Consider the following 25,434-nt stretch of genomic DNA (forward strand, 5'->3'; position numbering starts at 1 on the left):
GCCGGTGAATGGCTGGGCATTGTTCGTACTCGATTCACCCACTTCGCGACTATTCAAACCCCGTTGGACATCGGCTTTTCGACGCAAAAGCCACGCTTATCGGCTCCGCTTAAAAGCCCTTGCAAAGAACAAATACTGGTATACCATCAGACCAACAAATACATAATAATCGCATCACAACACCCGAGGACTGCCCAATGATCGATGCCGCCATCTACAAACAAGTCATGGGCTCGTTCCCGTCCGGCGTTACCGTCATCACCACCCTTGATGACGACGGCCAGATCGTCGGTCTGACCGCCAGCGCCTTCAGTTCGCTGTCGATGGACCCGGCGCTGGTGCTGTTCTGCCCCAACTACAGCTCCGACTCCTACCCGGTACTGATCAAGAACAAACGCTTCGCGATCCATGTTCTGTCCGGTGGTCAGCAAAGCGAGGCCTACGCCTTCGCCCGTAAAGGCAAGGACAAGGCACAGGGCATCGAGTGGACATTGAGCGAGCTGGGCAATCCGATTCTGGCCAACGCGACAGCGGTGATCGAGTGCGAGTTGTGGCGCGAATACGAAGGTGGCGACCACGCGATCATGGTCGGTGCGGTGAAGAACCTGATCGTGCCCGAACAGTGCGCCGGGCCGCTGGTGTACTGCCACGGCAAAATGGGCGCCCTGCCCGTCCTGGCTTGATCAAAACCTCCAGACTCATGCAGATCAAATGTGGGAGCGAGCCTGCTCGCGAAAGCGGCGTTACAGGCAAGCAGATAGCGACTGACACGACGCCATCGCGAGCAGGCTCGCTCCCGCAGTTTTGCGGCCACAACAACAAAAAATCCGAGGAAGCGTCATGAAATTTTCCCTGTTCGTACACATGGAACGCTGGGACGAAAGCGTCAGCCACCGCCAACTGTTCGAAGACCTCACCGAACTGACCCTGATGGCCGAGGCCGGTGGTTTCAGCACCGTGTGGATCGGCGAGCACCACGCCATGGAATACACCATCTCGCCGAGCCCGATGCCGCTGCTCGCCTACCTCGCGGCGAAAACCACCACCATCCACCTCGGCGCCGGCACCATCATCGCGCCGTTCTGGCACCCGCTGCGGGTCGCCGGCGAATGCGCGTTGCTCGACGTCATCAGCAACGGCCGCATGGAAGTCGGTCTCGCCCGTGGTGCCTATCAAGTCGAATTCGATCGCATGGCCGGCGGCATGCCCGCATCAAGCGGCGGCCAGGCCCTGCGAGAAATGGTTCCGGTGGTCCGCGCCCTCTGGCAAGGCGACTACGCCCACGACGGCGACATCTGGAAATTCCCCACCTCCACCAGCGTGCCGAAACCGATTCAGCAGCCAAACCCGCCGATGTGGATCGCCGCCCGCGACCCGGACTCCCACAACTTCGCCGTCGCCAACGGCTGCAACGTGATGGTCACGCCATTGATGAAAGGCGACGAAGAAGTCCTCGACCTGAAGAACAAATTCCAGACTGCTCTGGACAACAACCCAGATGTACCGCGCCCGCAATTGATGGTCCTGCGCCATACCCACGTGCACACCGTTGATGATCCGGATGGATGGAAAGTCGGCGCTAAGGCGATCTCGCGGTTCTACCGCACGTTTGATGCGTGGTTTGGCAACAAGGAAACGCCGGTGATGGGCTTTCTTGCGCCGAGTCCGGAAGAGAAATTTGCCGGACGTCCGGAGTTTGAGCTGGAGAGTCTGCACAAGACCGCGATGATTGGTACGCCGGAGGAGATTATTCCGCGGATCAAGTACTACCAGGAGCTGGGGGTGGATGAGTTCAGTTTCTGGTGTGATAACAGCTTGCCGCATGAGGAGAAGAAGAAGTCGTTGGCGTTGTTTATCGAGCATGTGGTGCCGGCGTTTCGGTGAAAACCGTTGCGCACTCCGTAGCTGAAAACGGGGGATCATTCATCAGGATGAACGCTCCCCTTCTACTCCGTCTAGGACGCTGTTAAAGACGGTTTTTCAGTGCTCGACGCCGAATCGGGTCGCCACCTCGTTCGCCGCCAACACGCGACCGTCCGCTGCCTTCAGTTCAATCTTGCGGATCGGCTGCCGATTCTTCGCATCGACCATCACTGATCCCGCCTCACCCGGCGCGTACATAAACTCGCCGCCCCATTGCGACAGCGCGACAATCACGGTCTGCAAGGCCTTGCCGCGTTCGGTCAGCACATATTCCTTATAGGCGCCACCATCGGCTGCCGGCACTGTTTGCAGGATGCCCTGCTCCACCAACGCCTTGAGGCGGGCGCTGAGCATGTTTTTGGCGATATCCAGGTTCTTTTGAAAATCGCTGAACCGGCGTATGCCCTCCAGCGCATCGCGGATGATCAGCAACGACCACCAGTCACCGATCAGGTCCAGTGTCCGGGCAACCGGGCAGGCATTGCCCTGCAGGCTTTTGCGCTTCACGTCAACGTACTCCCTCAAACCAGTGATCGGCCTTGTGGCTCAGGGTTGCATCATACAACCCTGATGCCGAGATCCAACCCAGCACCTGCATACAAGTGACCGGTTGCGATTGCGGGGATAGTGAAGGCTGCCTTTTCGGCAATCCATGCACGCCCTTCGAAGAACCCTGACGCAAGGAGTTTCCATGAGCACGCTCACCACGCAAGACGGCACCGAAATCTATTACAAGGACTGGGGCAGCGGTAAGCCCGTGCTGTTCAGCCACGGCTGGCCGCTGGATGCCGACATGTGGGAATACCAGATGGAATACCTGAGCAGTCGTGGCTATCGCACCATCGCTTTCGACCGCCGGGGTTTCGGCCGTTCCGATCAACCGTGGACCGGTTACGACTACGACACCTTTGCCGATGACATCGCGCAACTGATCAATCATCTGGACCTGCGTGAAGTGACGCTCGTGGGTTTCTCCATGGGCGGCGGCGATGTCAGCCGCTACATCGCCCGGCACGGCAGCCAGCGCGTTGCCGGGTTGGTTTTACTGGGTGCAGTGACGCCGCTGTTCGGCAAGAAAGCCGACTTCCCGCAGGGCGTAGATACGTCGGTGTTCGATGGCATCAAGGCCGGTCTGCTGAAAGATCGTGCGCAGTTCATCGCTGACTTTGCCGCGCCGTTCTACGGCACCAATCAGGGGCAGACCGTCTCCGATGGCGTGCTGACGCAAACCCTGAACGTCGCGCTGCTGGCATCGCTCAAAGGCACCGTGGACTGCGTGACTGCCTTCTCGGAAACCGACTTCCGTCCGGACATGGCGAAGATCGATGTGCCGACGCTGGTGATTCATGGCGACGGCGACCAGATCGTGCCGTTCGAAACCACCGGCAAACAGGCTGCCGCGCAGATCAAAGGGGCTGAACTCAAGGTTTATGCCGGTGCACCACATGGTTTTGCGGTGACGCATGCGCAGGCGCTGAATGAAGATTTGTTGGCGTTTCTCAGCCGATAACCCTGGTCAATCAAACCTGACACTAACCTGTGGCGAGGGAGCAGACTCCCTCGCCACAATTCAAGCGTCATTCTCGAGTGAAACAGCATCAAGTCATGTGGGCCTTGTGCATTGCACTATGGTATTTGTCACGACCGACGACCACCAAGGAGGGAAACCCGATGCTGCGAATTCTGGGCAAGGCTTCATCAATCAATGTGCGCAAAGTGCTGTGGACCTGCGCCGAACTGCAGATCCCGTTCGAGCGTGAAGATTGGGGCTCGGGCTTGCGATCCACCGACTCCCCGGAGTTCCTGGCGCTCAACCCCTGCGCCATGGTGCCGGTGATTCAGGACGATGATTTCACCCTGTGGGAATCCAATTCGATCATTCGTTATCTGGTGGCGCGGTATGACGGCTCGCACCTTTACCCGGCTGATGCGCGCGAGCGGGCGCGGATCGATCAGTGGCTGGACTGGCAGCCTTCGGAGCTGAACCGCTCGTGGTCGTATCCGCTCATGTCGCTGGTGCGCAAATCACCGGACTACCAAGACCCGGAGGCATTGGCCGCTGGATGCCGGGACTGGTCGCGCAACATGGAAATCCTCGACCGGCAGCTGGAGAAAACCGGCGCTTACGTCAGCGGCGAGCAGTTTTCCCTGGCCGATATCCCGATTGGCTTGTCAGTCAATCGCTGGTTGGAGACGCCGCTCGCTCATCCGCACCTGCCCGCGGTCAATGCCTACTACGAGCGCTTGAGCCAACGTCCCGGTTATCTGCTTTACGGTCGCAACGGCACGCCGTGATCAAGGCTATTTCGCCTTGAACGCCTCACGCCGCGCCTGCCGTTCGGCGGCGTAGGCTTCTCGCGGCTGGCTGATCAGGTCTGCGCGCCGCAAAGGTTCGCCGCAGTGGTCGCATAGCGGACCCAAACCTGCGTCGTGATGACAGGTTTTGTGGTTCATGTTCACTGCCACTCCCTCTTCCGGTGCCTTGCACCAGGTTTCTCCCCACGCCCGCAACGCAATCACCACCGGATAAAACGCTTCGCCTTTCGCGGTGAGGTGGTACTCGTAGCGTTTCGGCCGCTCGTTGTACAAACGACGCTCGACCAGCCCGTGCGCCTCGAGGTTTTTCAGACGGGCGGCGACCATCTGCGGGGTGCCAGCGGTTTGCGCCAGGATCTCGTCATAGCGATGGCTGCCCATAAACAACTCGCGCAAAACCAGTACGGTCCAGCGGTCACCTACGATTGCCTCCGCCCGCGCCACCGGGCACAGCGTGTCAGCAGGCGGACTATCATTTATTGCCATCAGCGCTTGCCTCTTTCCTGTTTACTATGATTATCATATTAACATAACGCCGGGACGAGCCCTGCGTACTGTTCAAACTCTCTGCCGGAGCAAACAGCCATGTTGCCACCTCGCTACCCGCTGGACAGAACCGCTTACTTGCTGGTCGATCCGTACAACGATTTTCTCTCGGAGGGCGGCAAGGTCTTCCCACTGATCAAAGCCATGGCCGACCAGAACGGTTTACTCGACAACCTGCGCAAACTCGACCGCGCGGTGCGCGGCCTGCAGATTCCGGTAGTCATCGTCCCCCATCATCGCTGGGAAAAAGGCGATTACGAAAACTGGGATCACCCCACCCCGACCCAATGCAAGATCATGCACATGCGCCATTTTGCCCGTGGCGAATGGGGTGGCGAATGGCATCCGGACTTCGCGCCGCAGGACGGCGACATCGTGGTTCAAGAACATTGGGGCTCCAGTGGTTTCGCCAACACCGACCTGGATTTTCGCCTGAAACAGAAAGGCATCACCCACGTGATCATCGCCGGTCTGCTGGCCAACACCTGCATCGAAGCCACCGCCCGCTATGCTGCTGAACTTGGCTATCACGTCACTTTGGTGCGAGATGCCACTGCCGCGCTCAAAGCGGAAATGATGCACGCCGCTCACGAACTCAACGGCCCGACCTTCGCCCATGTCATCGCCAGCACCGACGAACTGATCGCCAGCCTCAACCCACACGGTGCAGCGCAGTGAGCCGATCCGGCGTTTGACACGGGTCGTGTGCGTGGAAACTTTCGTGGCCATCACCGACACCCTGTGCCAAAAACCACAATCACACACCGTGTCAATTACTGTTCTGCACGCACCACACCGCGCTCCTCAAGCAAGCGCACAAACATGCTCAAGCTGCGCGACACCGTGCCCCGCCGCCACACCAGCCAAGTGGTCAGGTAGCGAAAATCTGCCGCCAGCGGCCAGACACTCACCGTCGCGCTGCCGGGCATGCTTTGCAGCATTTTGCGTGGCATCAGCGCCAGGCCTGCGCCGGCGCTGACGCAAGCGAGCATGCCGTGATAGGACTCCATTTCGAAGATCTTGCCGGGCACGGCGGCGTCGGTACTGAACCATTTTTCGAAGTGGTGACGGTAGGAGCAGTTAGAGCGAAACGCATAGATGCTCTCGCCGTTCACATCCGCCGCACGCTGGACTGGCGGGTGGTTGAGCGGTGCGATGATGACCATTTCTTCTTCAAACGCCGGCACGCCCTCCAGCGCCGGATGCAACACCGGGCCGTCGACAAATGCAGCGGCAAGACGCCCGGATAGCACGCCGTCGATCATTGTCCCGGACGGACCGGTGGACAGGTCCAGATCGACTTTCGGGTGCAACTGGTTATACGCCGCCAGCAGTTCAGGGATGCGCACTGCGGCGGTACTTTCCAGCGAACCCAGAGGAAACGCGCCCTGCGGTTCTTCACCGGCAACCGTGGCCCGCGCCTCTTGCACCAGATCGAGAATGCGCCGTGCGTATTCAAGAAAACTCCAACCGGCCGGCGACAGGCGCAAACGGCTTTTTTCACGAATAAACAGATCGACGCCCAGATCCTGCTCAAGCTGTTTGATTCGCGTGGTCAGGTTCGACGGCACGCGATGGATCTGCGCGGCGGCGGCGCTGATGCTGCCGTGTTCGGCCACGGCTTTGAAGATTTCCAGCTGCACCAGATCCATAGTCATTCTCTAATCGTGAAAGAAACGATCTTTATTATTCAGTTTCCAGAACACAAATGCCACCCTACTCTAGCTCCATCCTTTGAACACGCAGGACGAAAGCCATGAGCCAGATTTCCAGCCAGACCCACGCCATTTCGATCAACCCTGCCACTGGCGAGCAGATCGGCCACTACGCGTTTGAATCCGCAGAAGCCCTCAATGCCGCGCTGACCCGCGCCGCCTTCGGCTTCGGCAAGTGGAAACGCAAGCCGTTGCAAGACCGCTCTCGCGCTCTGACCGCCCTCGCCGGCGCGCTGCGTGAAACCGCTGAGGCCATGGCCACCATGATCACCCTGGAAATGGGCAAGCCCATTGCCCAGGCCCGCGGTGAAATCGAAAAATGCGCCAAGCTCTGCGAGTGGTACGCCGAACATGGCCCGGCCATGCTCGATGCTGAACCGACTCAGGTTGAAGGCGGCAAGGCGCGCATCGAATACCGCCCACTCGGCCCGATCCTCGCCGTGATGCCGTGGAACTTCCCGATCTGGCAAGTGCTGCGCGGTGCCGTTCCAGCGCTTATCGCCGGCAATACCTACGTCCTCAAGCATGCGCCTAACGTGATGGGCAGCGCTTATTTGCTGCGCGATGCGTTTACCCGCGCAGGCTTTGCCCCCGGCGTGTTTGAAGTGATCAACGTCACTCCAGAAGGCGTCTCCAGCGCCATCGCCGACCCGCGCATTGCTGCCGTTACGCTGACCGGCAGCGTCCGCGCTGGCATGGCCATCGGCGCTCAGACCGGTGCCGCGCTGAAGAAATGCGTGCTGGAGTTGGGCGGATCTGATCCGTTTATCGTGCTCAATGACGCCAATCTCGACGAAGCCGTTCAGGCCGCGGTGATCGGTCGCTACCAGAACTCCGGTCAGGTCTGCGCGGCGGCCAAACGACTGATCATCGAAGAAGGCGTCGTTGAAGCGTTCACCCGCAAATTCGTTGAGGCAACGCGCAAGCTGAAGGTGGGCGATCCGCTGTCTGCCGACACTTACATCGGGCCGATGGCGCGTTTTGATCTGCGTGATGAACTGGATCAGCAAGTGCGCGACACCCTCGAGGAAGGTGCGACCCTGTTGCTCGGCGGCGGCAAAACCGCTGGGGCTGGCAACTACTACGAACCGACCGTGCTGGCCGACGTTACCGACCGCATGACTTCGTTCAAACAGGAACTGTTCGGCCCGGTCGCCTCGATCATCACCGCCCGCGATTGCGCGCATGCCGTCGCGTTGGCCAACGACAGCGAATTCGGCCTGACCGCTACGATCTACACCGCCAATGTGCATCTGGCGCAGCAACTGACCAGCGAGCTGGAAACCGGCGGCGTATTCATCAACGGTTATTCCGCCAGCGACCCGCGCGTGACCTTCGGTGGCGTGAAGAAGAGTGGGTTTGGCCGTGAGCTGTCACACTTCGGCGTTCGCGAGTTCTGCAATGCGCAGACGGTGTGGCTGGATCGCCGCTGATCATTTGCAGAAAATGCTGCCGCTCGATGCCCTGCAAGTTGCCCATTGCCGTGGGCCTTCTATAGTGATCAGGTCCCCCTGCTTTTGGGGCCCGATATCGAGCGCTTTTCATGATCGCCCCCGAACGCCTGATCATCTGCGAGCACTGCGATTGTGTGTATGAAAAAGCCGTGCTCGGCAAACACCAGAAAACCCTGTGCGTACGCTGCGGCGGGGTGCTCGAACGCTTCAACGGACTGACCGTTGAGCAGCGTCTGGCCCTGTCGTTCACGGCGGCGGTGCTGTGGCTGTTCGCCAATTTCTATCCGGTGATGAGCATCAGCCTCAAAGGCTTGAAAAACAGTGCGACGCTGTGGGATTCGGTGGTCGCCCTGAGCCAGGGTCCGATCACGTTCATGGCGATGGTGGCCGCAATCTCGATCATTATTGCCCCGGCGTTCCAGTTGGTGTTGCTGATCTGGGTGCTGAGTTTCGCCCTCTCCTCCCGACGCGCGCCAGGCTTCAAGGTCTGTATGCGCTGGCTGGAAACGTTGCGCCCGTGGAGCATGCTGGAAGTGTGTTTACTGGGGGCGATGGTCGCCGTGTTCAAACTGGCCGGGATGCTTGATGTGCTGCCCGGTATCGGCCTGTTCGCCCTGGCCGTGCTGAGCCTGATGATGATCCGTATTGCCGGCCGCGACATCCGTGAACTCTGGGACATCTTATGAAGCGACCAGCGACCGCCAGCGAGCTGAACCTGTGCCTGTGCCACAGTTGCGGCCTGGCCTGCGACATGACCGACGAACCGCATGAGTGCCCGCGCTGCGACGCTCCGCTGCATCGGCGCAAGACCAATTCGCTCACCCGCACCTGGGCCTATCTGCTTGCCGCACTGGTGTTTTACGTGCCGGCCAATTTGCTGCCGGTGATGAACACCACGATGCTGGGCAGCGGCGCCGACAGCACGATCATGAGCGGCGTGCTGGAGTTCTGGCAGCACGGCGCGTGGGATATCGCGCTGATCATCTTCATCGCCAGTATTGCCGTGCCGGGCGTCAAGTTCGGGGCCCTGACGCTGTTGCTGATCACTGTGCAGCGCGACAGTGGCTGGGCGCGGCGGGAGCGCTCGAAGCTGTTTCGATTCGTCGAGTTGATCGGCTATTGGTCGATGCTCGACGTACTGGTGGTTGCCCTGGTCGCGGCGCTGGTGAAATTCCAGACGCTGGGCGATATCGAACCGCGTTCGGGCATCCTGTTTTTCGGCATGGTGGTGGTGCTCACCATGCTCTCGGCAATGAGCTTCGACCCGCGACTGATCTGGGACAACGCGCCGGACGACGAAACGCTCAGCGACGCACCCTCTCAAGCAGCACCTGCAACGGATGGCGCACTGCCCGATCCGACTGGCGCTTGACCTGGCTGCGGCACGAATATCCGGTGGCCAGTGCTTCGCCTTTCTGCGCTGGCGCGTCGATCTGGCGCGCCCACGACTGTTCGTAGATCACTGCCGAAGTGTCGCGGTTGCGCGCTTCGTGGCCATAGGTGCCGGACATGCCGCAGCAGCCGGTAGCCTGAGTGGTCAGTTTCAATCCCACGCGCGCGAACACTTGCTCCCACTGCCGGGTCGCGGCCGGTGCATTGGTTTTTTCCGTGCAATGCGCCAGCAAACGGAAGGTCTCGGCGGTGCCTTCTAGTGCCTGTTCCGGTATCACGTCGAGCAGCCACTCCTGCAGCAGCGCGACCTCCGGGCATGCCTGCATACCGGGGACTTTCTGATATTCCTGGCGATAAACCAGGGTCATGGCCGGGTCCAGCCCCACCAGCGGCACGCCGACATCCGCCAGTTCGCGCAACTGTCGCGCATTGCGTAGAGCCGCGCGGTTGAACGCCGACAGAAAACCCTGCACATGCAGCGGCTTGCCGTTGGCACTGAACGGCGCCAGATAGACCTGATAGCCAAGGCGCGAAATCAGCTCGACCAGATCCGCCAACAGCGGCGCTTCGAAGTAGCGGGTAAACGCGTCCTGCACCAGCACCACGCTGCGCTCGCGTTGCGTCTGGGTCAGTGCAGACAAGGTCGGCACCGTCGCCGACTGCACCTGCCAACGGCGCATTGCTGCGTGAAAATCGAAACGGCTCAGCAACGGTACATCAACCATGCCGCCCAGGCGTTCCAGCAGTTGTCGAACCACCGACGCGCCCATCAAACCGTTGTACAGCGCCGGAATCCGCGCCATGTAGGGGATGCTGTATTCAAGCGACGCGATCAGATAATCCCGCGCCGGACGCAGGTAGCGGCTGTGATACAGCTCGAGGAACCGCGAACGAAATTCCGGCACGTTGACCTTCACCGGGCATTGGCCCGCGCAGGATTTGCACGCCAGACAACCGGCCATGGCGTCGTAGACCTCATGGGAGAAGTCCGGCGTTTGCGCGCGGCTGTTGCGCCAGCGCTGCCAAAATGTGCTGAAAAACGCGGGTCGACGAATAGCCTCAGACAGCACATCAACCCCCGCCTCACCCTGCAATCGCAGCCATTCGCGGATCAACGACGCCCGGCCCTTGGGCGACTGCGCGCGCTCACGAGTGGCCTTCCACGACGGGCACATCGCGTCATCAGGATCGAAGTTGTAACAAGCGCCGTTGCCATTGCAGTGCATCGCTGCACCGTAGTCCTGCCAGACTTTCTCGTCGATCTGTCGATCCAGTTCGCCACGCAAGGTCACTTCATCGATCTTCAGCAGTGCTGCGCCAGTGTTGGCGGCCGTTGCGATTTTGCCCGGGTTGAATTGGTTGAACGGGTCAAACGCGGCCTTCAGCGCTTGCAGCGCCGGGTACAGCTCACCGAAAAACGCGGGCGCATATTCCGAGCGCAGGCCCTTGCCGTGCTCGCCCCACAGCAGGCCGCCGTAGTGTTGAGTCAATGCGGCGACGCCATCGGACACCGGCCGCACCAGCGCCGCTTGTTGCGGATCTTTCATGTCGAGAATCGGCCGCACGTGCAGCACCCCGGCATCGACATGACCGAACATGCCGTACTGCAAACCGTGGCTGTCGAGCAGATCGCGCAACTCGGCGATGTACTCGGCAAGATGCTGCGGTGGCACCGCCGTGTCTTCGACAAACGGCTGCGGCCGCGCTTCACCGGCAACGTTGCCGAGCAAGCCCACGGCGCGTTTGCGCATGCCGTAAACCTTGTTCACCGCCGCGTGACCTACCGCCAGCGTGTGGCCCAGACGCTCAACGGTAAGGTCGTTGCTCAAGTGCTCAACGAACGCTTCGACACGGCGCTGCAGATCTTCGGCATCGTCACCGCAAAATTCCACCAGGTTGATCCCCAGCGTCGGCCGTTCGGGGCTTTGTGGGAAATACTCGGCAACGCCGTGCCAGACAATGTCCTGCATCGCCAGCAACAGCACTTTCGAGTCGACGGTTTCAATCGACAGCGGCTTAAGCGCCATCAGCGCCCGGGCATCACGGAGCGCGTCCATGAACCCGGCGTAGCGAATGTTCACCAGCATCGTATGTTTGGGGATCGGCAGAACATTCAACTTCGCCTCAACCACAAAGCCGAGCGAACCTTCGGCGCCACACAGCACGCTGTTGAGGTTGAAGCGATTGTCCGCCTCGCGCAGGTGCGCCAGGTCGTAACCGGTGAGACAACGGTTGAGATCGGGAAAGCGCGCCTTGATCAGCGCACCCTGCTCATCAATGATCTGCCGCGCACAACGATAGACTTCGCCGATCCGATCTTCGCGGGCGCACTGCGCCTGAAGTTCGCTCTCCGCAAGCGGCTGACCGTGCAGACGCTCGCCGCCGCGCAGGATCATATCGAGCTCCAGCACGTGATCGCGGGTCTTACCGTAGGTGCAACTGCCTTGGCCGCTGGCGTCGGTGTTGATCATGCCGCCGACGGTGGCGCGGTTGGAGGTAGAGAGCTCCGGGGCAAAAAACAGCCCGGCTGATTTCAGCGCAGCGTTGAGCTGATCCTTGACCACCCCGGCCTGCACGCGCACCCAACGCTGCTCGACGTTGATCTCCAGAATACGGTTCATGTGCCGCGACAAGTCGACGACGATGCCGTCGGTCAACGACTGGCCATTGGTGCCGGTGCCACCGCCGCGCGGGGTGATGACCACGTGTTGGTAGTTCGGGTCGGCAATCAGTCGTGCGACCTTGGCCACATCCTCAGCGTCCATGGGAAACACCGCAGCTTGCGGCAGTCGCTGATAGATCGAGTTGTCAGTGGCCAGCACCACGCGACTGGCGTAGTCGGCGCTGATTTCACCACGAAAACCGCTGGCCTTCAGCGCATTGAGGAACTGCTGGTAATGGGAGGTTTGCGCGGTTACGGGCGACAGCTGGGCAATCATCGGTCAGGAAATCTCGGTAAAAATCGGGCCGTGTGGCGGTGAACAGTTGTACGCAACGAATGATTGCGTCAGGCTCCGCCATCTCATGTTGCCCATATTCATTGCTGACGAACGCTGGGACAACCGTAAATTCGACCCGCTATTGATGACTTTTACGAATGAATCCGCGCACGCTCACGCCTTCCATGTCGTTATTGCTGGCCTTCGAGGCTGCCGCGCGCCACGAAAGCTACACCCGCGCCGCCCATGAACTGTCGCTGACGCAAAGTGCGGTCAGCCGTCAGGTGCAAATCCTCGAGAAGATGCTCGGCATGCGCCTGTTCAGCCGCGAAGGCCGGCAAGTAGTCCTGACCGACGTCGGGCGCATGTATCAACGCGAACTCGCCGAGGCACTCGGGCAGATCCGTAGCGCCACTTTGCAGGCCATGACATTCGGCTCCGGCATCCATAGCCTGCGGCTGGCAACGCTGCCGACCTTCGGCTCGAAATGGTTGTTGCCGCGACTCAAGGATTTCTACACCGCCCACCCGGGCATGACCGTGCACTTGCACTCACGCATCGAAGCCATCGATTTTGATACCAGTGAAATCGACGCCGCGATTTGTGTGGGTGGTGGCGAGTGGCCGGGGCTGACCGCCCTGCCCTTGCATACCGAGGAACTGGTGGTCATCGCCAGTACGCAACTGTCCGAAGACGAACGCAACGACGCCGGGCAACACATCGCCGGGCAATTGCTACTCAACGTCAGCAGCAACGCTCAAGCGTGGACAGAATGGTTCAGCCAGCACGACTTGCCGCATCGCAGCATGCGCATCGGCCCGAGCTTCGAAATGACTGCGCATCTGATTCAGGCGGTGCGGGCGAATATTGGCGTGGGTTTGGTGCCGCGGATTCTGGTCGAGGATGAACTGCTGAATGGGGAATTGCTGCAACTGGGCGAACCGATTACCAGTCGACGCAGTTATTACCTGGTGTACCCGCCGCGCAATGAAGCGCTGCCGTCGTTGAAGGCGTTCCGGGACTGGTTGGTGGAGACGCTTTGAAGCATCACGATGACAGCCGGGCAGTCATCACGTTTCCAAGGATGGCTGGCGCTTCAGAGGTGGTGGCGCGCTCGGCCCTTTGATCAATGGTTCCGCTAGCCGTTTTCCATCTGCCCCCCTGAAAAGGCGTTCGTACTCCTTTGGCATGGGTTGTGGTGCTCTGGCGGTCATGATGAACCCTCTAATGTGGGGTTGAACTCAACCCATTTAACTTTCGCCGAATCTATCAGTAAATATTCGGCACCAGAAGGCACCGACTTGCCATCCTCGTCGAGCCAATGCGGGTCCTGCATCACAAACTGCCCGTTGGCTGACTCCGGTGGCCACTCAACCGGCCAGCCAAGTACGCGCCTTTCGTCGATCAAATGCAGAGTGATGAAGCGGTCATACTGAACAAATGCGCTGAACCATTCACTGGGGTAAGAAGATTGTTTCGTTACGTTTCTGTTGCGCAACCATCCATGCAATCTGTCATTGGTGGCCAAACGACAAGCCATCAATCCAAGCAGCAGCGAAGAAAAGAATGCCCACACGGCCTCAGCCTCTCCATTCCACTTTCCTACAGAAAACCCCTTCGCGCCCACCCACAAACAGGCCACACCAATTCCTGTAACCGCTCCATGAATTACAAAAGTAAAAATCAACGCTTGTACAATCTGACCAAACGTATCTGGCCGTCTGAACGCTGTGAGGGAATAGAAAATCCAGGTCGATAGAAATCCTGGAATCAGGTACTGCAACAGAGGAATAACTTCTTTGACCAGATCATCCATGATCCGTGGCTCCTTGAACGACATGCCGGCCCGATTACCGGCCGGCACTCCAAAGCCTAGCGCACGCTGAAAACTCCCTCCTGAGCAACTGTCACAGCAAATTTCGCCAAACCTGAAACCTACGCATCCTGCAAAATCAGATCCGCCCCCTTCTCCGCCACCATCAGCACCGCCGCATGGGTATTGCCGGACGTCACGTTCGGAAAGATCGATGCATCGACAATCCGCAAGCCCTCGAAACCATGCACCTTCAAACGCTTGTCGACCACCGAAGTCTGTTCGTCCGCGCCCATCGCGCAAGAGCCGCACAAGTGGTAGATCGAGCCGCAGTTGTCGCGGAAGTACTGCAACATCTGCTCGACCGTCTCCACCGCCGGTCCCGGTAACACTTCGTCAACTGTGATGCTCTTGAGCGCCGGGGCGTTCATGATTTTGCGCATCAGGCGACTGCCCTGAATCACCTCGTCGATGTCCTTTTGCGTGCTCAGGTAGTTGGGATCGATCAGCGCTGCGTCGCGCGGATTTTTCGAGGCGATCTCTATGTGTCCGCGACTGGTCGGCCGGCACGGGTTGAAGCACAACAGGAAGCCCGAGTACGGCTCCGGCTTGAGACTGGCCTTGTTGTTTTTCGGAATCTGATACGACAACGGGTTGAAATACAGTTGCAGATTCGGGTGCTGCTGATGCGCCTCGCCGCGGAAAAAACCGCCCGCCTGATTAACGCTCATGGCCAGCGCCCCCTTGCGCGTCAGCAGGTATTTCACGCCGAGTTTGAACTGGCCGAACAGCGAGCTCAGTTCATCGTTGAGCGTCGGGATATTGGCCTTGTAGTAATAACTGGCGCACAGGTGATCCTGCAGATTCTGGCCCACCGCCGGCAGATGTTTGACCAGAGGAATCTGGTGCCTGACCAGCAGTTCGCGATCGGCAACGCCGGACAACTGGAGGATTTTCGGCGTATCGACAGCACCTGCGCAGAGGATGACTTCCTTGCGTGCGGTGAAGGTTCGCGCCACGCCCTGCTGGGTAATCGAAATGCCCGTCGCACGTCGCTTCGTTTCGTCGAACAGGACTCGGTCCACCAGCGCGTAATGCTCGACCGTCAGGTTCGGGCGTTTCAGCGCCGGATGCAGATGCGCAAAGCTGCTGGAGCAGCGCTGGCCATTTTTGGTGTTGACGTCGTAGAGGCCCGCACCCTCGAAATTCGCGCCATTGAAATCATCGCTGCGCGGATAGCCGAGCTCGGCGCAGCCCTCAAGAAACACGTCGCAAATCGGATGGGTCTGGCCCTTCATCGGCGTGATGCTGATCGGGCCGCTGCTACCGTGGTATTCGCTGTCGCCCAGCGGATGGTTTTCCAGTTTGCGGAAGTACGGCAGCACGTCCTTGAAGCCCCAGCCGTCGTTGCCATTGGCAGCCCAATCGTCAAAATCATGGGCCTGCCCGCGCACGTAAATCATTGCGTTGATCGAGCCCGAGCCACCCTGCACCTTGCCGCGTGGCGCGTAGATTTCGCGGTTGCCCAATTGCTTCTGTGGCTGGCTGTAATACATCCAGTTGAAGGTCGGGTTGTAATACATTTTGGCGAAGCCGACCGGGATCTTGAACCACAGAGAGCTGTCCTTGCCGCCCGCCTCCAGCAGCAGCACGCTGTGTTTGCCCGAGGCCGAGAGCCGGTTGGCGAGCACGCAGCCTGCGGCGCCTGCGCCAGCGATGATGTAGTCGTATGTCATGCACGGTTACCGCGTAAGTCGTTGTCCAAAATTCGCCGAACCTGTTGGGGTTGGCGTGGCAATCAGAAGCGATGTCAGCCTCTGGCCGGCGATGTGTCTTTGACGTCCACAGGCGTCGGGGCCATTTGCAGGTGCAAGCGCTCGCCGGTGTACGGTGAATGCTTGCGCACCACGTCCATGTTCAGCTCCACGCCCAGGCCCGGCTCGGTGGACGGAATGATGTAGCCGTCCTCCCACTGCAACGGCTTGGTCAACACCTCGGCATGGAAACCGCCCCAGGTGCCGATGCTTTCCTGAATGAGAAAATTGGGTGTGCACGTCGCCAACTGGAAACTCGCCGCCGCACCAATCGGCCCGTTGTACAGATGCGGGGCAATTTGCGCGTAATAGGCCTCGGCCATGCTGGCGATCTTCTTGGCTTCGAGCAGGCCGCCGCAACGCGCGACGTTCATCTGCAGAATCGATGCACCGCCGGCCTGCAACAGCTTGAAGAATTCGTACTTGGTGGTCAGGCGTTCGCCCGTAGCAATCGGGATGCTGGTCTTGGCCGCAACCTGGGCCATGGCCTCTTCCTGCCCTGGCGGCACCGGCTCTTCGAACCACAGCGGATCGTATTTTTCCAGGCGCTTGGCCAGACGTATCGCCGAGGACGGCACCATCTGCCCATGGGTGCCGAACAGCAGGTCGCATTTGTTGCCCACCGCCTCGCGGATCTTGCGGCAGAAGGTTTCGCAGCGTTCCAGCACTTCCAGCGAAATCTGGTGCCCGGAGTACGCGGTGTAGGGCCCGGCCGGGTCGAATTTCACCGCCGTGAAGCCTTTGTTCATGTTGTCGATGGCGCACTCGGCGGCCAGGTCCGGGTCGTCGTAGTCGTACTCGCCACGGCTGTTGACCGGGTACAGATAGGTGTAGGAACGCAGGCGCTCGTTAACCTTGCCGCCGAGCAACTCGTAAACCGGCTTGTTCGCCGCTTTGCCGATGATGTCCCAGCAGGCCATCTCCAGACCGCTGACCACACCCATCATGGTCAGGTCGGGACGCTGGGTGAAGCCACTGGAATAGGCCTGACGGAAGAAGCGCTCGATGTGGTGCGGGTCCTGATCGAGCAGGTAGCGTTCGAACACGTCCTCGATGATTGGCAACATGGCTTTGGGGCCGAAGGTCGCGGCGTAGATCTCGCCAACGCCTTCAATGCCGCAGTCGGTCTTGAGCTTGACGAACAGCCAGTACATGCCGCCGACGTGCGGTGGCGGTACAGCGACGATATGGGTTTCAAGGGCGACGATTTTCATCTCAGGCACCTGTCTTGTTCAAGGATTGGCGATTAATTCGGGCACGCAGGGTCACGGCAGCCAGGGTGCCGAGGAAGCCGACGAAGGCGATGTAGCCGAAGTAGAGCTTGTAACCGAGGGCACCGGGATACTGCTCGGTGAGGTAGCCGTTGATCAGCGGAATAAAGGCGTCCGGCAGGTAACCGACCACCGAAATAATGCCGATGGCCAGGCCGGTGATGCGCAGCGGAATGTTGCAGGTATCGAGGATCGCCCAGTACAACCCGCGAATCGCATAAGTCATCAGGCCGATGAAAATCACCGTGCTGATCAGCAGGCCGATACTGTTGAGCGCCGGGAACACGATCAGGCCGACAATGGCCAGACTCGCCAGTAACAGCGCAACGATCAGCACCGAAATATTCGAGAACCTGTCCCCCAGCCAGCCGCCACCGATGCCGCCAATCGGGCGCATCCACAGTTTGATCGTGGTGATGGTGCCGGCCATGACGGCCGTCATGCCGCTGCCCTGAAGGTAATCGGAGAAACTGTAGGTGGCCCAGAAGATGTGATAACCGCAGAACACAATCGCGGTGACCAGCCATAGCTCGGGAATCTTCACCAGTGTCGCCAGGTCGATGAGCAGATTGAATTTGCCCTTCTCCACCGCCGGCGTGTCCTGCATCGACTTCGGATCATTGATCAGCACCAGCACACAGCCGATGGCGATACAGGTAAAGGCGTAGAGATAGACCACGTGCCGAAAGCCTTCGGCGGTGGACTCGCCACGGGTTTCGGTGGCGAAGGCAAACAGCCCCAGAGCAACGGTCGCCAATAAGGCTTCAATCAGGCCACGACCACCGTCGAGGATGCCGAAGAAACGCCCCTGTTCGGTGTGATGCGCGATCATTTTCACGCGCTTGAGCACCGAGGCCCAGAAGGTCAAACCGGTGGTCAGTCCCCAGCAACCGAAGATGATCATCAACTCGGTCATCGACGGCGCGGTCGAGTACCAAAGGCCCAAAACGCCCGTGGCCACCAGCGAAAAGAAAATCAGGAAACGCGGCGCAATGCGGTCGGCCAGCCAACCGCTCGGCAAGTAGCTGAGCAGAAAAATCGTGCCGAGGATTGAGTACAGATAGCCCAGTTCACTGTGGCTGATCTGGAACACCTCGAGCATGGTCGTTTGATAGACCTGGCGCAGGTACAGAATCGGATAGATCGCGCCGGCGGCCAGCACCAGCAACATCAATTGGAAATAGCGACTTCCCTTGTCACTTTGGCTTTTCACAGCCGCGTTGGAACCCTGAACAGCGGCAGCAGAGGATGCATGCTTGGACATTGAAGTGACCTCGGGCGCCCCGTGCTCCGGGCGCCACTGATAATTGTTTTTATAGATGAAGCGTGAGGCGTGTCGCGGTGGATCAGTACTTCATGACCACAAGTCGGGTCTGGGTGAATTCGAGCATGCCGTGCTTGCCGTCATCACCGCCCAGGCCGGAGCGTTTCCAGCCGGCGTGGTAACCCTGATACGGGTCGGCCGGGGTGCGATTGACGTACAACTCGCCAGCCTCGATGGCGTTGGCGACTTTCTGCGCGGTGCGGTAATTCTCGGTGTAGAGCACCGACGCCAGGCCGAACTGGTGGTCGTTGGCCATGGCCAGCGCCTCGTCGATGTCGCGGTACTTGAGCACCGGCAGCACCGGGCCGAAGATTTCTTCCTGGACGATTTCCATGTCCTGACGGCAGCCGCTGAGCAGCGTTGGCGGATAAAAATGCCCCCGACCTTGCGGCAGGACACCGCCGCACTCCAGGGTCGCCCCGTCGGCCACGGCACGTTCGACCATCGCGTGAATGTTCTTCTGTGAGCTGGCGTTGGCCAGCGGGCCCATCAGGCTGGCGTCGGTGGCGCGGTCGCCGAATTTGACCTCGGCGATCTTGCTTTTGAGCAAGTCGAGGAACCGATCGTAGATACTTTCCTGCACATAGACACGCTCGACCGCAGTGCACAGTTGCCCGCAGTGCGTGGTCTTCGAGGCAATCACCGCCGTCGCAGCCGCTTCCAGATCGGCATCCGCCTCGATGATCGCCGGGGTCTTGCCGCCCAGTTCCAGCGACGGCTTGGCGATATTGGCCTTGCAGTAATCGAGGACGATGCGCCCGGCGTTGACGCTGCCGGTCAGGGTAATCAGGCCTACCGATTTATGCGTGCAGACCGCCGCCGCTGTGGCGTGATCCATGGTCAGAATATTGATGACACCCGCCGGCATGCCCGACTGCTGCACCGCTTTGGCAATTTCGAACGCCGAGGTCGGTGTGTTGTTGCTCGGTCGCACCACCACGGTGTTGCCGGTAATCAGCGCCGGGGCGATTTTGCGCAACAGGGTGTAGACCGGGTAGTTGAACGGAATCAGGCAGGCGACGACGCCGATCGGCTCGCGATGCAAAAACAGGTTTTCATCAGGGCTGTCGCTGGGAATGATTTCGCCTTCGATACGGCGTGCCCATTCAGCATGATAACGAGTGATCTGCGCCGCATAGCGCGCTTCATTACTGGCGTCGCTGAGGCTTTTGCCGGACTCGGCGGCCAGTGCGGCGCCAATGGCTTCAGCGCGATCCTCAAGGGCTGCGGCCAAGGCTCGCAGGTGTTCGGCGCGCTCGATGCTGGTGAGTTTGCCCCAAAGCTTTTGCGCGATGGTCGCAGCGTCGACCGCGGCAGTGGCCTCCTCGGCAGTGGCGCCCGACACATGGCCCAGCAACGCTTCGGTGGCCGGATTGTAGACCGCAATCAGCGCTGCGCTGGCAGGCTCGATGAATTGGCCGTTAACAAAATTTCGCTCGATTCGCATGTGCATCGCCCATCGTTTGTTTTTATCAATGCCGCCAGTCTTGTCATCGATGGCGGGTTGAACAAACGATTTATCGGGCGTTTAAACATGCGAAAAACGCAGGTTACTCCTGGCTCCACCGCAAACTCCTTTGGGAGCGAGCCTGCTCGCGAAGAGGTGGGTCATTCACAGATGATGGCGGCTGATCCAACGCTTTCGCGAGCAGGCTCGCTCCCACAAGGGTATTTGGGGTGTGTCAGGAAGCAGCCGTCGAAGGCTCCAATTGGCGTTGCGCCAGCCAGATTTCTTCTTGCAGCCACTGACTGAACACCTGCAACTGCGGCATTTCCGTCTGCTCCGGCCGGGTCACCAGCCAATAGGATTGATGCCCTTCGACATGCACATTCAGCACTTGGGTCAACTGCCCGCTGGCCAGCTCCGTCGCGACCATGTGCCAGTCGGCAATGGTGATCCCCAGCCCATCGGTCGCGGCCTGAATCGCCAGGTCCAGCAGGTCGAACTCATAACCGCCCTGGGTATCCACGCCAGTGATCCGTGCCGCATCGAGCCAGTGTTTCCAGGTCAGGTAGCGCTGATCTTCCTTGGCCAACACATGCAATAACGTAAGGCGATTGAGGTCGATGCCCTGCTCGCCACTCTCGCGGGCATACAGCGACGGCGCGCACACCGCGATGTGCCGCTCCTGGATCAACAGCGAACTGTCGAGACCATCCCACTCCCCATCACCAAAACGGATGGCACAATCGAGGGTACTCGTTTCCGCGAGGCTGTCCTGCAAGCGCGTCGTAATGCTCAATTCCAGTTCCGGGTGCCGCTCGCGCAGACGCCCCAGGCGCGGCATCAACCAGCGACTGGTGAAGGTCGGCGGCGCGTTGATGTGCAAGCGATTGGAATGGGTTTTCTGTTGGATGCTGCGCACCGTCAGCTCGATCTTGTCGAACGACTGATGCAGCGCCCGCAACAGAATCTTGCCGGCGCCCGTCAGCTCCAAATGATGATGGCGGCGCTCGAGCAGGCTTTCGCCAAGCTGTTCCTCCAGTTGCCGCACCTGGCGGCTGACCGCACTTTGCGTGACATTGAGCAACTCGGCGGCGCGGGTGAAGCTGCCGGTGCTGCCGGCGACTTCGAACGCCTTGAGCGCGTTCAGGCCAGGCATTTTGCGTTTCATATCAAAGCACTCGAAAACCGCTGACAAGGCGCAGAGCATCCCATGAGTGTGTGGGACTGTCCTACAGGATTTTTCGAGTAACTTGCATTCGACGCAGGTTTCTCCAGCGTTTTTATCGTTTGTTCAACAATCGGCAGATGGCAAAACTGCGCGGCATCTCTAATAAAAACAATCGAGAGCCGCTCCATGCCCTTCCCCTCTTCGTTTCGCCTGCGCACGACTTCCATCGCTCTGTTCTGCAGCTTTGCCGCCCCGGCAATGGCGGTGCAGGTCACCGACAATCTTGATCTGGGCGGTGCCATCCGCGCGCGCTGGGATGTCGACCCGGATCGCGACATTCAGAAGTTCGGCCTCGACACGGTATTCCTCAGCGCAAAATACAATTCGGACAGCTGGATCGGTGAGGCTCAGTACCGTTTCTATGGCCGCTCCTACCCTTACCAGTACACGAAAAACTACGGCGACATCCAATTCGCCAAATTCGCGTGGCTGGGCTACAAATTCAACCCTGACCAGCAGGTGCAAGTAGGCCTGAACACCGTACCGTTCGGTTTGCAGCCGTACTTCGGCAGCACGTTCTACGAGACGCTGGGCAACGTTATCGGGCTGGAAGATGTGCAACAGGTCGGCGCCAAGTACATCCAGCAAACCGGCGCATGGAACATTCAGGCCGGGTACTACGTGCGCCCCGCGTGGCAAGGCAAAGGCGCCAGCAACGGAGTGAGCTACTCAAGCGTTGTATCCGAGGCCGACGACTATGTGGCTGACGGCAGCGACAACCAGGAGCGCAACACCATCGTGCTGCGCGTGGCCAAGGCGCTGGACCTCGGCCCGTGGAAGTCCGAGGTCGGCATCTCCGGCCTGACGTCGAGCCTTCAGAACAGGGACACCGACAACAACGGCCGTCGCAATGCCGTTGCCGTGCATTACCTGGGCAAGAACGGTCCATGGGGCGTGCAGTTGCAGGCCGCGCGGCAGCAGATGTCACCGCGCAATCCGGGCACTGATGAACTGGTAACCCTTGGTGGTTACGACGGCACTTTCAACGTCGCCAGTCGCGGCAATCTGTACGTGGCAGACCTGAGTTATGACGTGGGCGGCAAATACCTGTTCGACCAAGTCAGCGGCATCAAGCTCTACGCCAACTACAGTGCCTTCGACAAATCCGCCAGCGGCTTCAAGACGTCGGAACGGATGATCCTCGGCAGCTCGTTTTCGGTGAGTAAATTGTGGGTGGCGGCTGAATGGCTGATCGGCAAGAACGATCCATACATCGGTGGCAGCAGCTACACCCAGAGTTTGGGTGCAGGGGGCCTGGATCAGTGGGAGAACCAGATGTATGTGAACATCGGGTATTACTTCTGACTGCCAGTATTCCTGCGCCAGTCAGTACGCCATCGCGACGACCGACATTTCAGACTGATCGCCCTGCGCTGGTATCGACAGCCAAAAAAAAGCAGAAACCGGAATCCGGTTTCTGCTTTTTTGCACCCGACAATTGCTACAGGCAATCACGCACAGATTGGCGTAGCGACCCGGACTTGGCCCACGGCGGGCCTTGGTACAACGAAACGCTGCTGCCGTCCTTGTATTTGACGATTTCGAGGATCTCGTCAGCCGTGATGATGCTCGGCGCGGTGATGCGGTAACCATTGGAGATCGATGTCTGCGAGGTTTTCGCAACATCCTTCTGCCACAACGGCAATACGCAAGCGGCATAGTCTTTGGGCGCCTTGCTGGTGGTCTTTCTGACATTGGGCTCACCCGGCACCAACGATGTCGGCAACGAGCACCCTGCCAACATGGCCAACGCCAGACTCCCGATCCATATCCGCATGATGTTTCCTTTTGCTAAAAAAGTGAATGTACCGCCTAACAGACAACACATCCATCGTGGCATCGCGCCCGCTGTGGAGATTTGACAATCTTTTACACCTATTGAGCGGTATCACAGACAAACCACGCGCGATGGATGAAAAATGCGACTACTCTTTTTTACCGAGAATGTTCCGGAGGTGATCATGCGTCTCAACGAATACGAACACGAACTGCAACGCGACTTGCAAAGCGTCGCGTCGGATCTGCGCTGGTCGGCAGTCGATCTGAAGCGCATCGCCGAGCAGCTGCGCAAATCTGGTAACGAGGCTGACGCGCAGTCAGTACTGAGATCCTGTGAGGTCTTGCAAAGCGATGAAGAGCGGCTGCAATTGTACGCCAGGGAAGTGAAGGCACGGGCAATCAGTCGTACCAAAGTCCACTGACACACACTTATTACCGCTGCAAACTAAAGCCCTGGCGTTAGCCGGGGCTGCTTTTGTTAAACCCGTCATCTCGCCTAGTGACCCTGAACACGCGTTTAGGGTTTTCAGTATCCGCTCGTACCGCGCAAGCCTGTTTCAGCATTTGGCACTTCTCTCAATACTCGACGCTCCAACGTCAAAGGAACCTTTAACCAAAGGTCCGGCTCGAATATTGCAGTTTTATTTCTTTTTTATGACAGCGGTAACAGGCAACGATGAAAGTACGTGCAACCGTCATCTGCGAGCAGAATCGACATATCCTCCTGGTGCGCAAGCCCCGCTGCCGCTGGAGTTTGCCGGGCGGCAAAGTCGAACCTGGAGAAACCCGGACGGGCGCTGCCGTGCGCGAATTGCAGGAAGAAACCGGGCTGAATGCCGATGAAGTGCTCTACCTGATGGAACTGCAATACGGCGGAACCCGACATCATGTCTATGAGGCTTCGGTGCTAAACATTGAAGAGCTGCGCCCGCAGAACGAAATCACTGATTGCATCTGGTTTCCGTTAGGCGCGGTACAGAATCTGGATACCAGCGAAGCAACGCTTCGCATCGTCCGGGCATTTCAACGGCGTTTATAAACATCAACCGGCGAAGGCCCTGCGGCCGGCACTCATTTCTGTACGCAATTCGCCAATAAAGCTGGAAATGTCGCGGATCGTGACGAGATGTTCCGGGGAAACGCCGTTGAGCAGCAACTCGACGCGTCCGCTGCCGGGCTCATAGACTTTGATTTGAAGCAGCCCCTGAGGCGTTGAAATGCACTCGCATTTAAACGTGGGAAAGCCGGATTCGACGATGCGACAGATGTCGGCAATGGCAAGCATGGCGGGGCGCCTCGCAGGCGTTGAATCGATCGATCCGTAGAGCATAGATGGGCAATGACTGCCCCGCCCCCCCAAAAAACGTCAACCCGATCACATTTTTCATGCGTCCCGTCATTGAGAATCGTGATCCCAGATCCAGTTCCACATGCCCGGCAACTGCACCGACTCGGAACTTTGCCGAACCGTACGCGCCAGCGCAGCCTTCTCCAATTCAGCGTGATCGTCATAAAAAGGCTTTTGCGCCAATCTCACGCCGGTGGTCGCGGCGCTGTCGAGCAGGATTTGCAGGTATTCGCGCATGTGCCGCGCGGTATAGCGGTTGAGATCATGAAAGGTCACCACCACAGGAATCACACCGTCCACTGTCGGAAACTCTCCCAGGGCGATGCGCTCACGCACTTGCGACAGCTGCTGCAACATGTTCGCCCGTCGGCGCGGGCTGGCGTTGAAGCCCCAGATCTTGCCGTCATTGGCACTCAGATCCGTGAGCAACACCTGCAAGCCATGCTGTTGATAGGCGGCGAACGTGCGTTTGTCGTAATTCCAGAATGGCGGTCGCAACAACTTCGGCGGCGCTCCGGTGAGGGCGGCAATGTCAGCGGAGCCGTTGGTCAGCGATTCTTTGAGTTCCTGCGGAGTGAGCGAGCGATGGTTGGTGTGCCAATGGGTCGCTGTATGAAAACCGAGGACATGCCCCTCTTCGAACTCGCGCCGCATGATGTCGCGACCAATTTCGCTGTTGCCAGCCCGGGGGGCACGCGTCTGGACGAAAAATACCGCTTTGATGCCCGCCTGCACCGGGTTGTCTTTCAGGCTGTCGAGCACCGTCGCTGACGGATTCCAGAAACTCGAGGCGCTGGGGCCGTCATCGAACGTCAGCAGAAAACGCACCGGCGCTTGAGCCTTCAGCCGGGATTCGGTTTGCGCGGTCAGTTCAACGGGCGCGGCAATGCAGCCGGCCAGCACCAGAGCGATGACCGCTGCACAAAAAAGTTTGAATCCGGATGTCATGTTTTGCCTTCAGTCCGACCACTGCGTTCATGTACCGATTGGCAAAACTCCCTCGCCCTTATCCACCCCTGCGCTCGGCTTCGCGGGTCGAAGTTGGATAAGGTACACAGGGTTTGGTTCCAGCGCTCGCTCTGTGCGCCAGTGACTGCTGAAACGAGCCGACACGTTCACCGGTCA

Annotated in this window: 25 protein-coding genes; 12 read left to right on the top strand and 13 right to left on the bottom strand. The window is 59.3% G+C overall.

What is annotated here, in order from left to right:
• Positions 1 to 197 precede the first annotated feature (197 nt).
• A complete protein-coding gene (locus H8B20_RS14255) occupies positions 198 to 683 on the top strand; it encodes a flavin reductase family protein (protein WP_042559540.1) in 486 nt (161 codons plus the stop codon).
• 157 nt (positions 684 to 840) lie between these two features.
• Positions 841 to 1,884, top strand: a complete 1,044-nt coding sequence (locus H8B20_RS14260; protein WP_210623569.1) for an LLM class flavin-dependent oxidoreductase — start codon at positions 841 to 843, stop codon at positions 1,882 to 1,884.
• A gap of 96 nt (positions 1,885 to 1,980) precedes the next feature.
• On the opposite strand, the gene H8B20_RS14265 is transcribed toward H8B20_RS14260, so the two are convergent.
• Positions 1,981 to 2,430, bottom strand: a complete 450-nt coding sequence (locus H8B20_RS14265) for a winged helix-turn-helix transcriptional regulator (protein ID WP_210623571.1) — start codon at positions 2,428 to 2,430, stop codon at positions 1,981 to 1,983.
• A 184-nt stretch (positions 2,431 to 2,614) separates the two neighbouring features.
• Here H8B20_RS14265 and H8B20_RS14270 point away from each other — a divergent pair, with 184 nt between their 5' ends.
• Positions 2,615 to 3,433, top strand: a complete 819-nt coding sequence (locus tag H8B20_RS14270; RefSeq protein ID WP_210623573.1) for an alpha/beta fold hydrolase — start codon at positions 2,615 to 2,617, stop codon at positions 3,431 to 3,433.
• A 161-nt stretch (positions 3,434 to 3,594) separates the two neighbouring features.
• A complete protein-coding gene (locus H8B20_RS14275) occupies positions 3,595 to 4,218 on the top strand; it encodes a glutathione S-transferase family protein (protein WP_210623575.1) in 624 nt (207 codons plus the stop codon).
• A gap of 6 nt (positions 4,219 to 4,224) precedes the next feature.
• Here the strand turns inward: H8B20_RS14275 and H8B20_RS14280 are convergent, their stop codons facing one another.
• Complete coding sequence (locus H8B20_RS14280) at positions 4,225 to 4,725, bottom strand: winged helix-turn-helix transcriptional regulator (protein ID WP_210623576.1); 501 nt, start codon at positions 4,723 to 4,725, stop codon at positions 4,225 to 4,227.
• Positions 4,726 to 4,824: 99 nt separating this feature from the next.
• Here H8B20_RS14280 and H8B20_RS14285 point away from each other — a divergent pair, with 99 nt between their 5' ends.
• On the top strand, positions 4,825 to 5,463 hold the full coding sequence (locus tag H8B20_RS14285) for a cysteine hydrolase family protein (RefSeq protein ID WP_210623577.1): 639 nt from the start codon (positions 4,825 to 4,827) through the stop codon (positions 5,461 to 5,463).
• A 95-nt stretch (positions 5,464 to 5,558) separates the two neighbouring features.
• Here H8B20_RS14285 and ptrR read toward each other — a convergent pair whose 3' ends face one another.
• Positions 5,559 to 6,437 carry a putrescine utilization regulator PtrR gene (ptrR, locus tag H8B20_RS14290; RefSeq protein ID WP_210623928.1) on the bottom strand — a complete coding sequence of 293 codons (879 nt, stop codon included), beginning with the start codon at positions 6,435 to 6,437 and terminating at the stop codon, positions 5,559 to 5,561.
• A gap of 104 nt (positions 6,438 to 6,541) precedes the next feature.
• On the opposite strand from ptrR, the gene H8B20_RS14295 reads away from it, so the two are divergent.
• The 3 genes from H8B20_RS14295 (at position 6,542) to H8B20_RS14305 (ending at position 9,326) form a co-directional block, all read left to right on the top strand.
• On the top strand, positions 6,542 to 7,933 hold the full coding sequence (locus tag H8B20_RS14295) for an aldehyde dehydrogenase family protein (protein WP_210623579.1): 1,392 nt from the start codon (positions 6,542 to 6,544) through the stop codon (positions 7,931 to 7,933).
• A 110-nt stretch (positions 7,934 to 8,043) separates the two neighbouring features.
• Complete coding sequence (locus H8B20_RS14300) at positions 8,044 to 8,640, top strand: paraquat-inducible protein A (RefSeq protein WP_042559549.1); 597 nt, start codon at positions 8,044 to 8,046, stop codon at positions 8,638 to 8,640.
• Positions 8,637 to 9,326: a paraquat-inducible protein A gene (locus tag H8B20_RS14305; protein ID WP_210623581.1), complete on the top strand. Its 690-nt coding sequence runs from the start codon at positions 8,637 to 8,639 to the stop codon at positions 9,324 to 9,326. The genes H8B20_RS14300 and H8B20_RS14305 overlap by 4 nt, the downstream gene beginning before the upstream one ends.
• Here the strand turns inward: H8B20_RS14305 and ydiJ are convergent.
• Positions 9,259 to 12,285 (bottom strand): D-2-hydroxyglutarate dehydrogenase YdiJ, encoded by a 3,027-nt coding sequence (gene ydiJ, locus H8B20_RS14310; protein WP_210623583.1) that lies wholly within the window; start codon positions 12,283 to 12,285, stop codon positions 9,259 to 9,261. The genes H8B20_RS14305 and ydiJ overlap by 68 nt on opposite strands.
• Before the next feature lie 158 nt (positions 12,286 to 12,443).
• On the opposite strand from ydiJ, the gene H8B20_RS14315 reads away from it, so the two are divergent.
• Positions 12,444 to 13,328 (top strand): LysR substrate-binding domain-containing protein, encoded by an 885-nt coding sequence (locus H8B20_RS14315; protein ID WP_210623584.1) that lies wholly within the window; start codon positions 12,444 to 12,446, stop codon positions 13,326 to 13,328.
• A gap of 167 nt (positions 13,329 to 13,495) precedes the next feature.
• On the opposite strand, the gene H8B20_RS14320 is transcribed toward H8B20_RS14315, so the two are convergent.
• From H8B20_RS14320 to H8B20_RS14345, 6 genes are all read right to left on the bottom strand, one after another.
• Positions 13,496 to 14,101 (bottom strand): DUF6338 family protein, encoded by a 606-nt coding sequence (locus tag H8B20_RS14320; RefSeq protein WP_042559553.1) that lies wholly within the window; start codon positions 14,099 to 14,101, stop codon positions 13,496 to 13,498.
• Positions 14,102 to 14,220: 119 nt separating this feature from the next.
• Positions 14,221 to 15,834, bottom strand: coding sequence for a GMC family oxidoreductase (locus tag H8B20_RS14325; protein WP_210623586.1), 1,614 nt, complete (start codon positions 15,832 to 15,834; stop codon positions 14,221 to 14,223).
• Positions 15,835 to 15,908: 74 nt separating this feature from the next.
• Positions 15,909 to 17,126, bottom strand: a complete 1,218-nt coding sequence (locus H8B20_RS14330) for a mandelate racemase/muconate lactonizing enzyme family protein (RefSeq protein ID WP_042559555.1) — start codon at positions 17,124 to 17,126, stop codon at positions 15,909 to 15,911.
• 1 nt (position 17,127) lies between these two features.
• Complete coding sequence (locus H8B20_RS14335; RefSeq protein ID WP_210623588.1) at positions 17,128 to 18,447, bottom strand: MFS transporter; 1,320 nt, start codon at positions 18,445 to 18,447, stop codon at positions 17,128 to 17,130.
• A gap of 82 nt (positions 18,448 to 18,529) precedes the next feature.
• On the bottom strand, positions 18,530 to 19,954 hold the full coding sequence (aldA, locus tag H8B20_RS14340; RefSeq protein WP_210623929.1) for an aldehyde dehydrogenase: 1,425 nt from the start codon (positions 19,952 to 19,954) through the stop codon (positions 18,530 to 18,532).
• A 235-nt stretch (positions 19,955 to 20,189) separates the two neighbouring features.
• Positions 20,190 to 21,122, bottom strand: a complete 933-nt coding sequence (locus tag H8B20_RS14345; protein WP_210623589.1) for a LysR substrate-binding domain-containing protein — start codon at positions 21,120 to 21,122, stop codon at positions 20,190 to 20,192.
• 186 nt (positions 21,123 to 21,308) lie between these two features.
• Between H8B20_RS14345 and H8B20_RS14350 the strand changes: the two genes are divergently transcribed.
• Positions 21,309 to 22,487 (top strand): hypothetical protein, encoded by a 1,179-nt coding sequence (locus tag H8B20_RS14350; RefSeq protein WP_210623591.1) that lies wholly within the window; start codon positions 21,309 to 21,311, stop codon positions 22,485 to 22,487.
• 136 nt (positions 22,488 to 22,623) lie between these two features.
• Here the strand turns inward: H8B20_RS14350 and H8B20_RS14355 are convergent, their stop codons facing one another.
• Entirely contained in the window at positions 22,624 to 22,959 is a 336-nt protein-coding gene (locus tag H8B20_RS14355) for a hypothetical protein (protein ID WP_210623593.1), read from the bottom strand.
• 184 nt (positions 22,960 to 23,143) lie between these two features.
• Here H8B20_RS14355 and H8B20_RS14360 point away from each other — a divergent pair, with 184 nt between their 5' ends.
• Together H8B20_RS14360 and H8B20_RS14365 are read left to right on the top strand one after the other, a co-directional pair.
• Complete coding sequence (locus tag H8B20_RS14360; RefSeq protein WP_007910805.1) at positions 23,144 to 23,383, top strand: hypothetical protein; 240 nt, start codon at positions 23,144 to 23,146, stop codon at positions 23,381 to 23,383.
• A gap of 254 nt (positions 23,384 to 23,637) precedes the next feature.
• Complete coding sequence (locus H8B20_RS14365) at positions 23,638 to 24,000, top strand: NUDIX hydrolase (protein ID WP_200616633.1); 363 nt, start codon at positions 23,638 to 23,640, stop codon at positions 23,998 to 24,000.
• A gap of 3 nt (positions 24,001 to 24,003) precedes the next feature.
• Here H8B20_RS14365 and H8B20_RS14370 read toward each other — a convergent pair whose 3' ends face one another.
• Both H8B20_RS14370 and H8B20_RS14375 read right to left on the bottom strand, forming a co-directional pair.
• Positions 24,004 to 24,246: a DUF1652 domain-containing protein gene (locus tag H8B20_RS14370; RefSeq protein WP_210623595.1), complete on the bottom strand. Its 243-nt coding sequence runs from the start codon at positions 24,244 to 24,246 to the stop codon at positions 24,004 to 24,006.
• A 111-nt stretch (positions 24,247 to 24,357) separates the two neighbouring features.
• On the bottom strand, positions 24,358 to 25,257 hold the full coding sequence (locus tag H8B20_RS14375) for a polysaccharide deacetylase family protein (protein WP_210623597.1): 900 nt from the start codon (positions 25,255 to 25,257) through the stop codon (positions 24,358 to 24,360).
• Positions 25,258 to 25,434 lie beyond the last annotated feature (177 nt).

Source organism: Pseudomonas sp. P42, from assembly GCF_017973755.1.
Lineage (GTDB): Bacteria > Pseudomonadota > Gammaproteobacteria > Pseudomonadales > Pseudomonadaceae > Aquipseudomonas > Aquipseudomonas iridis.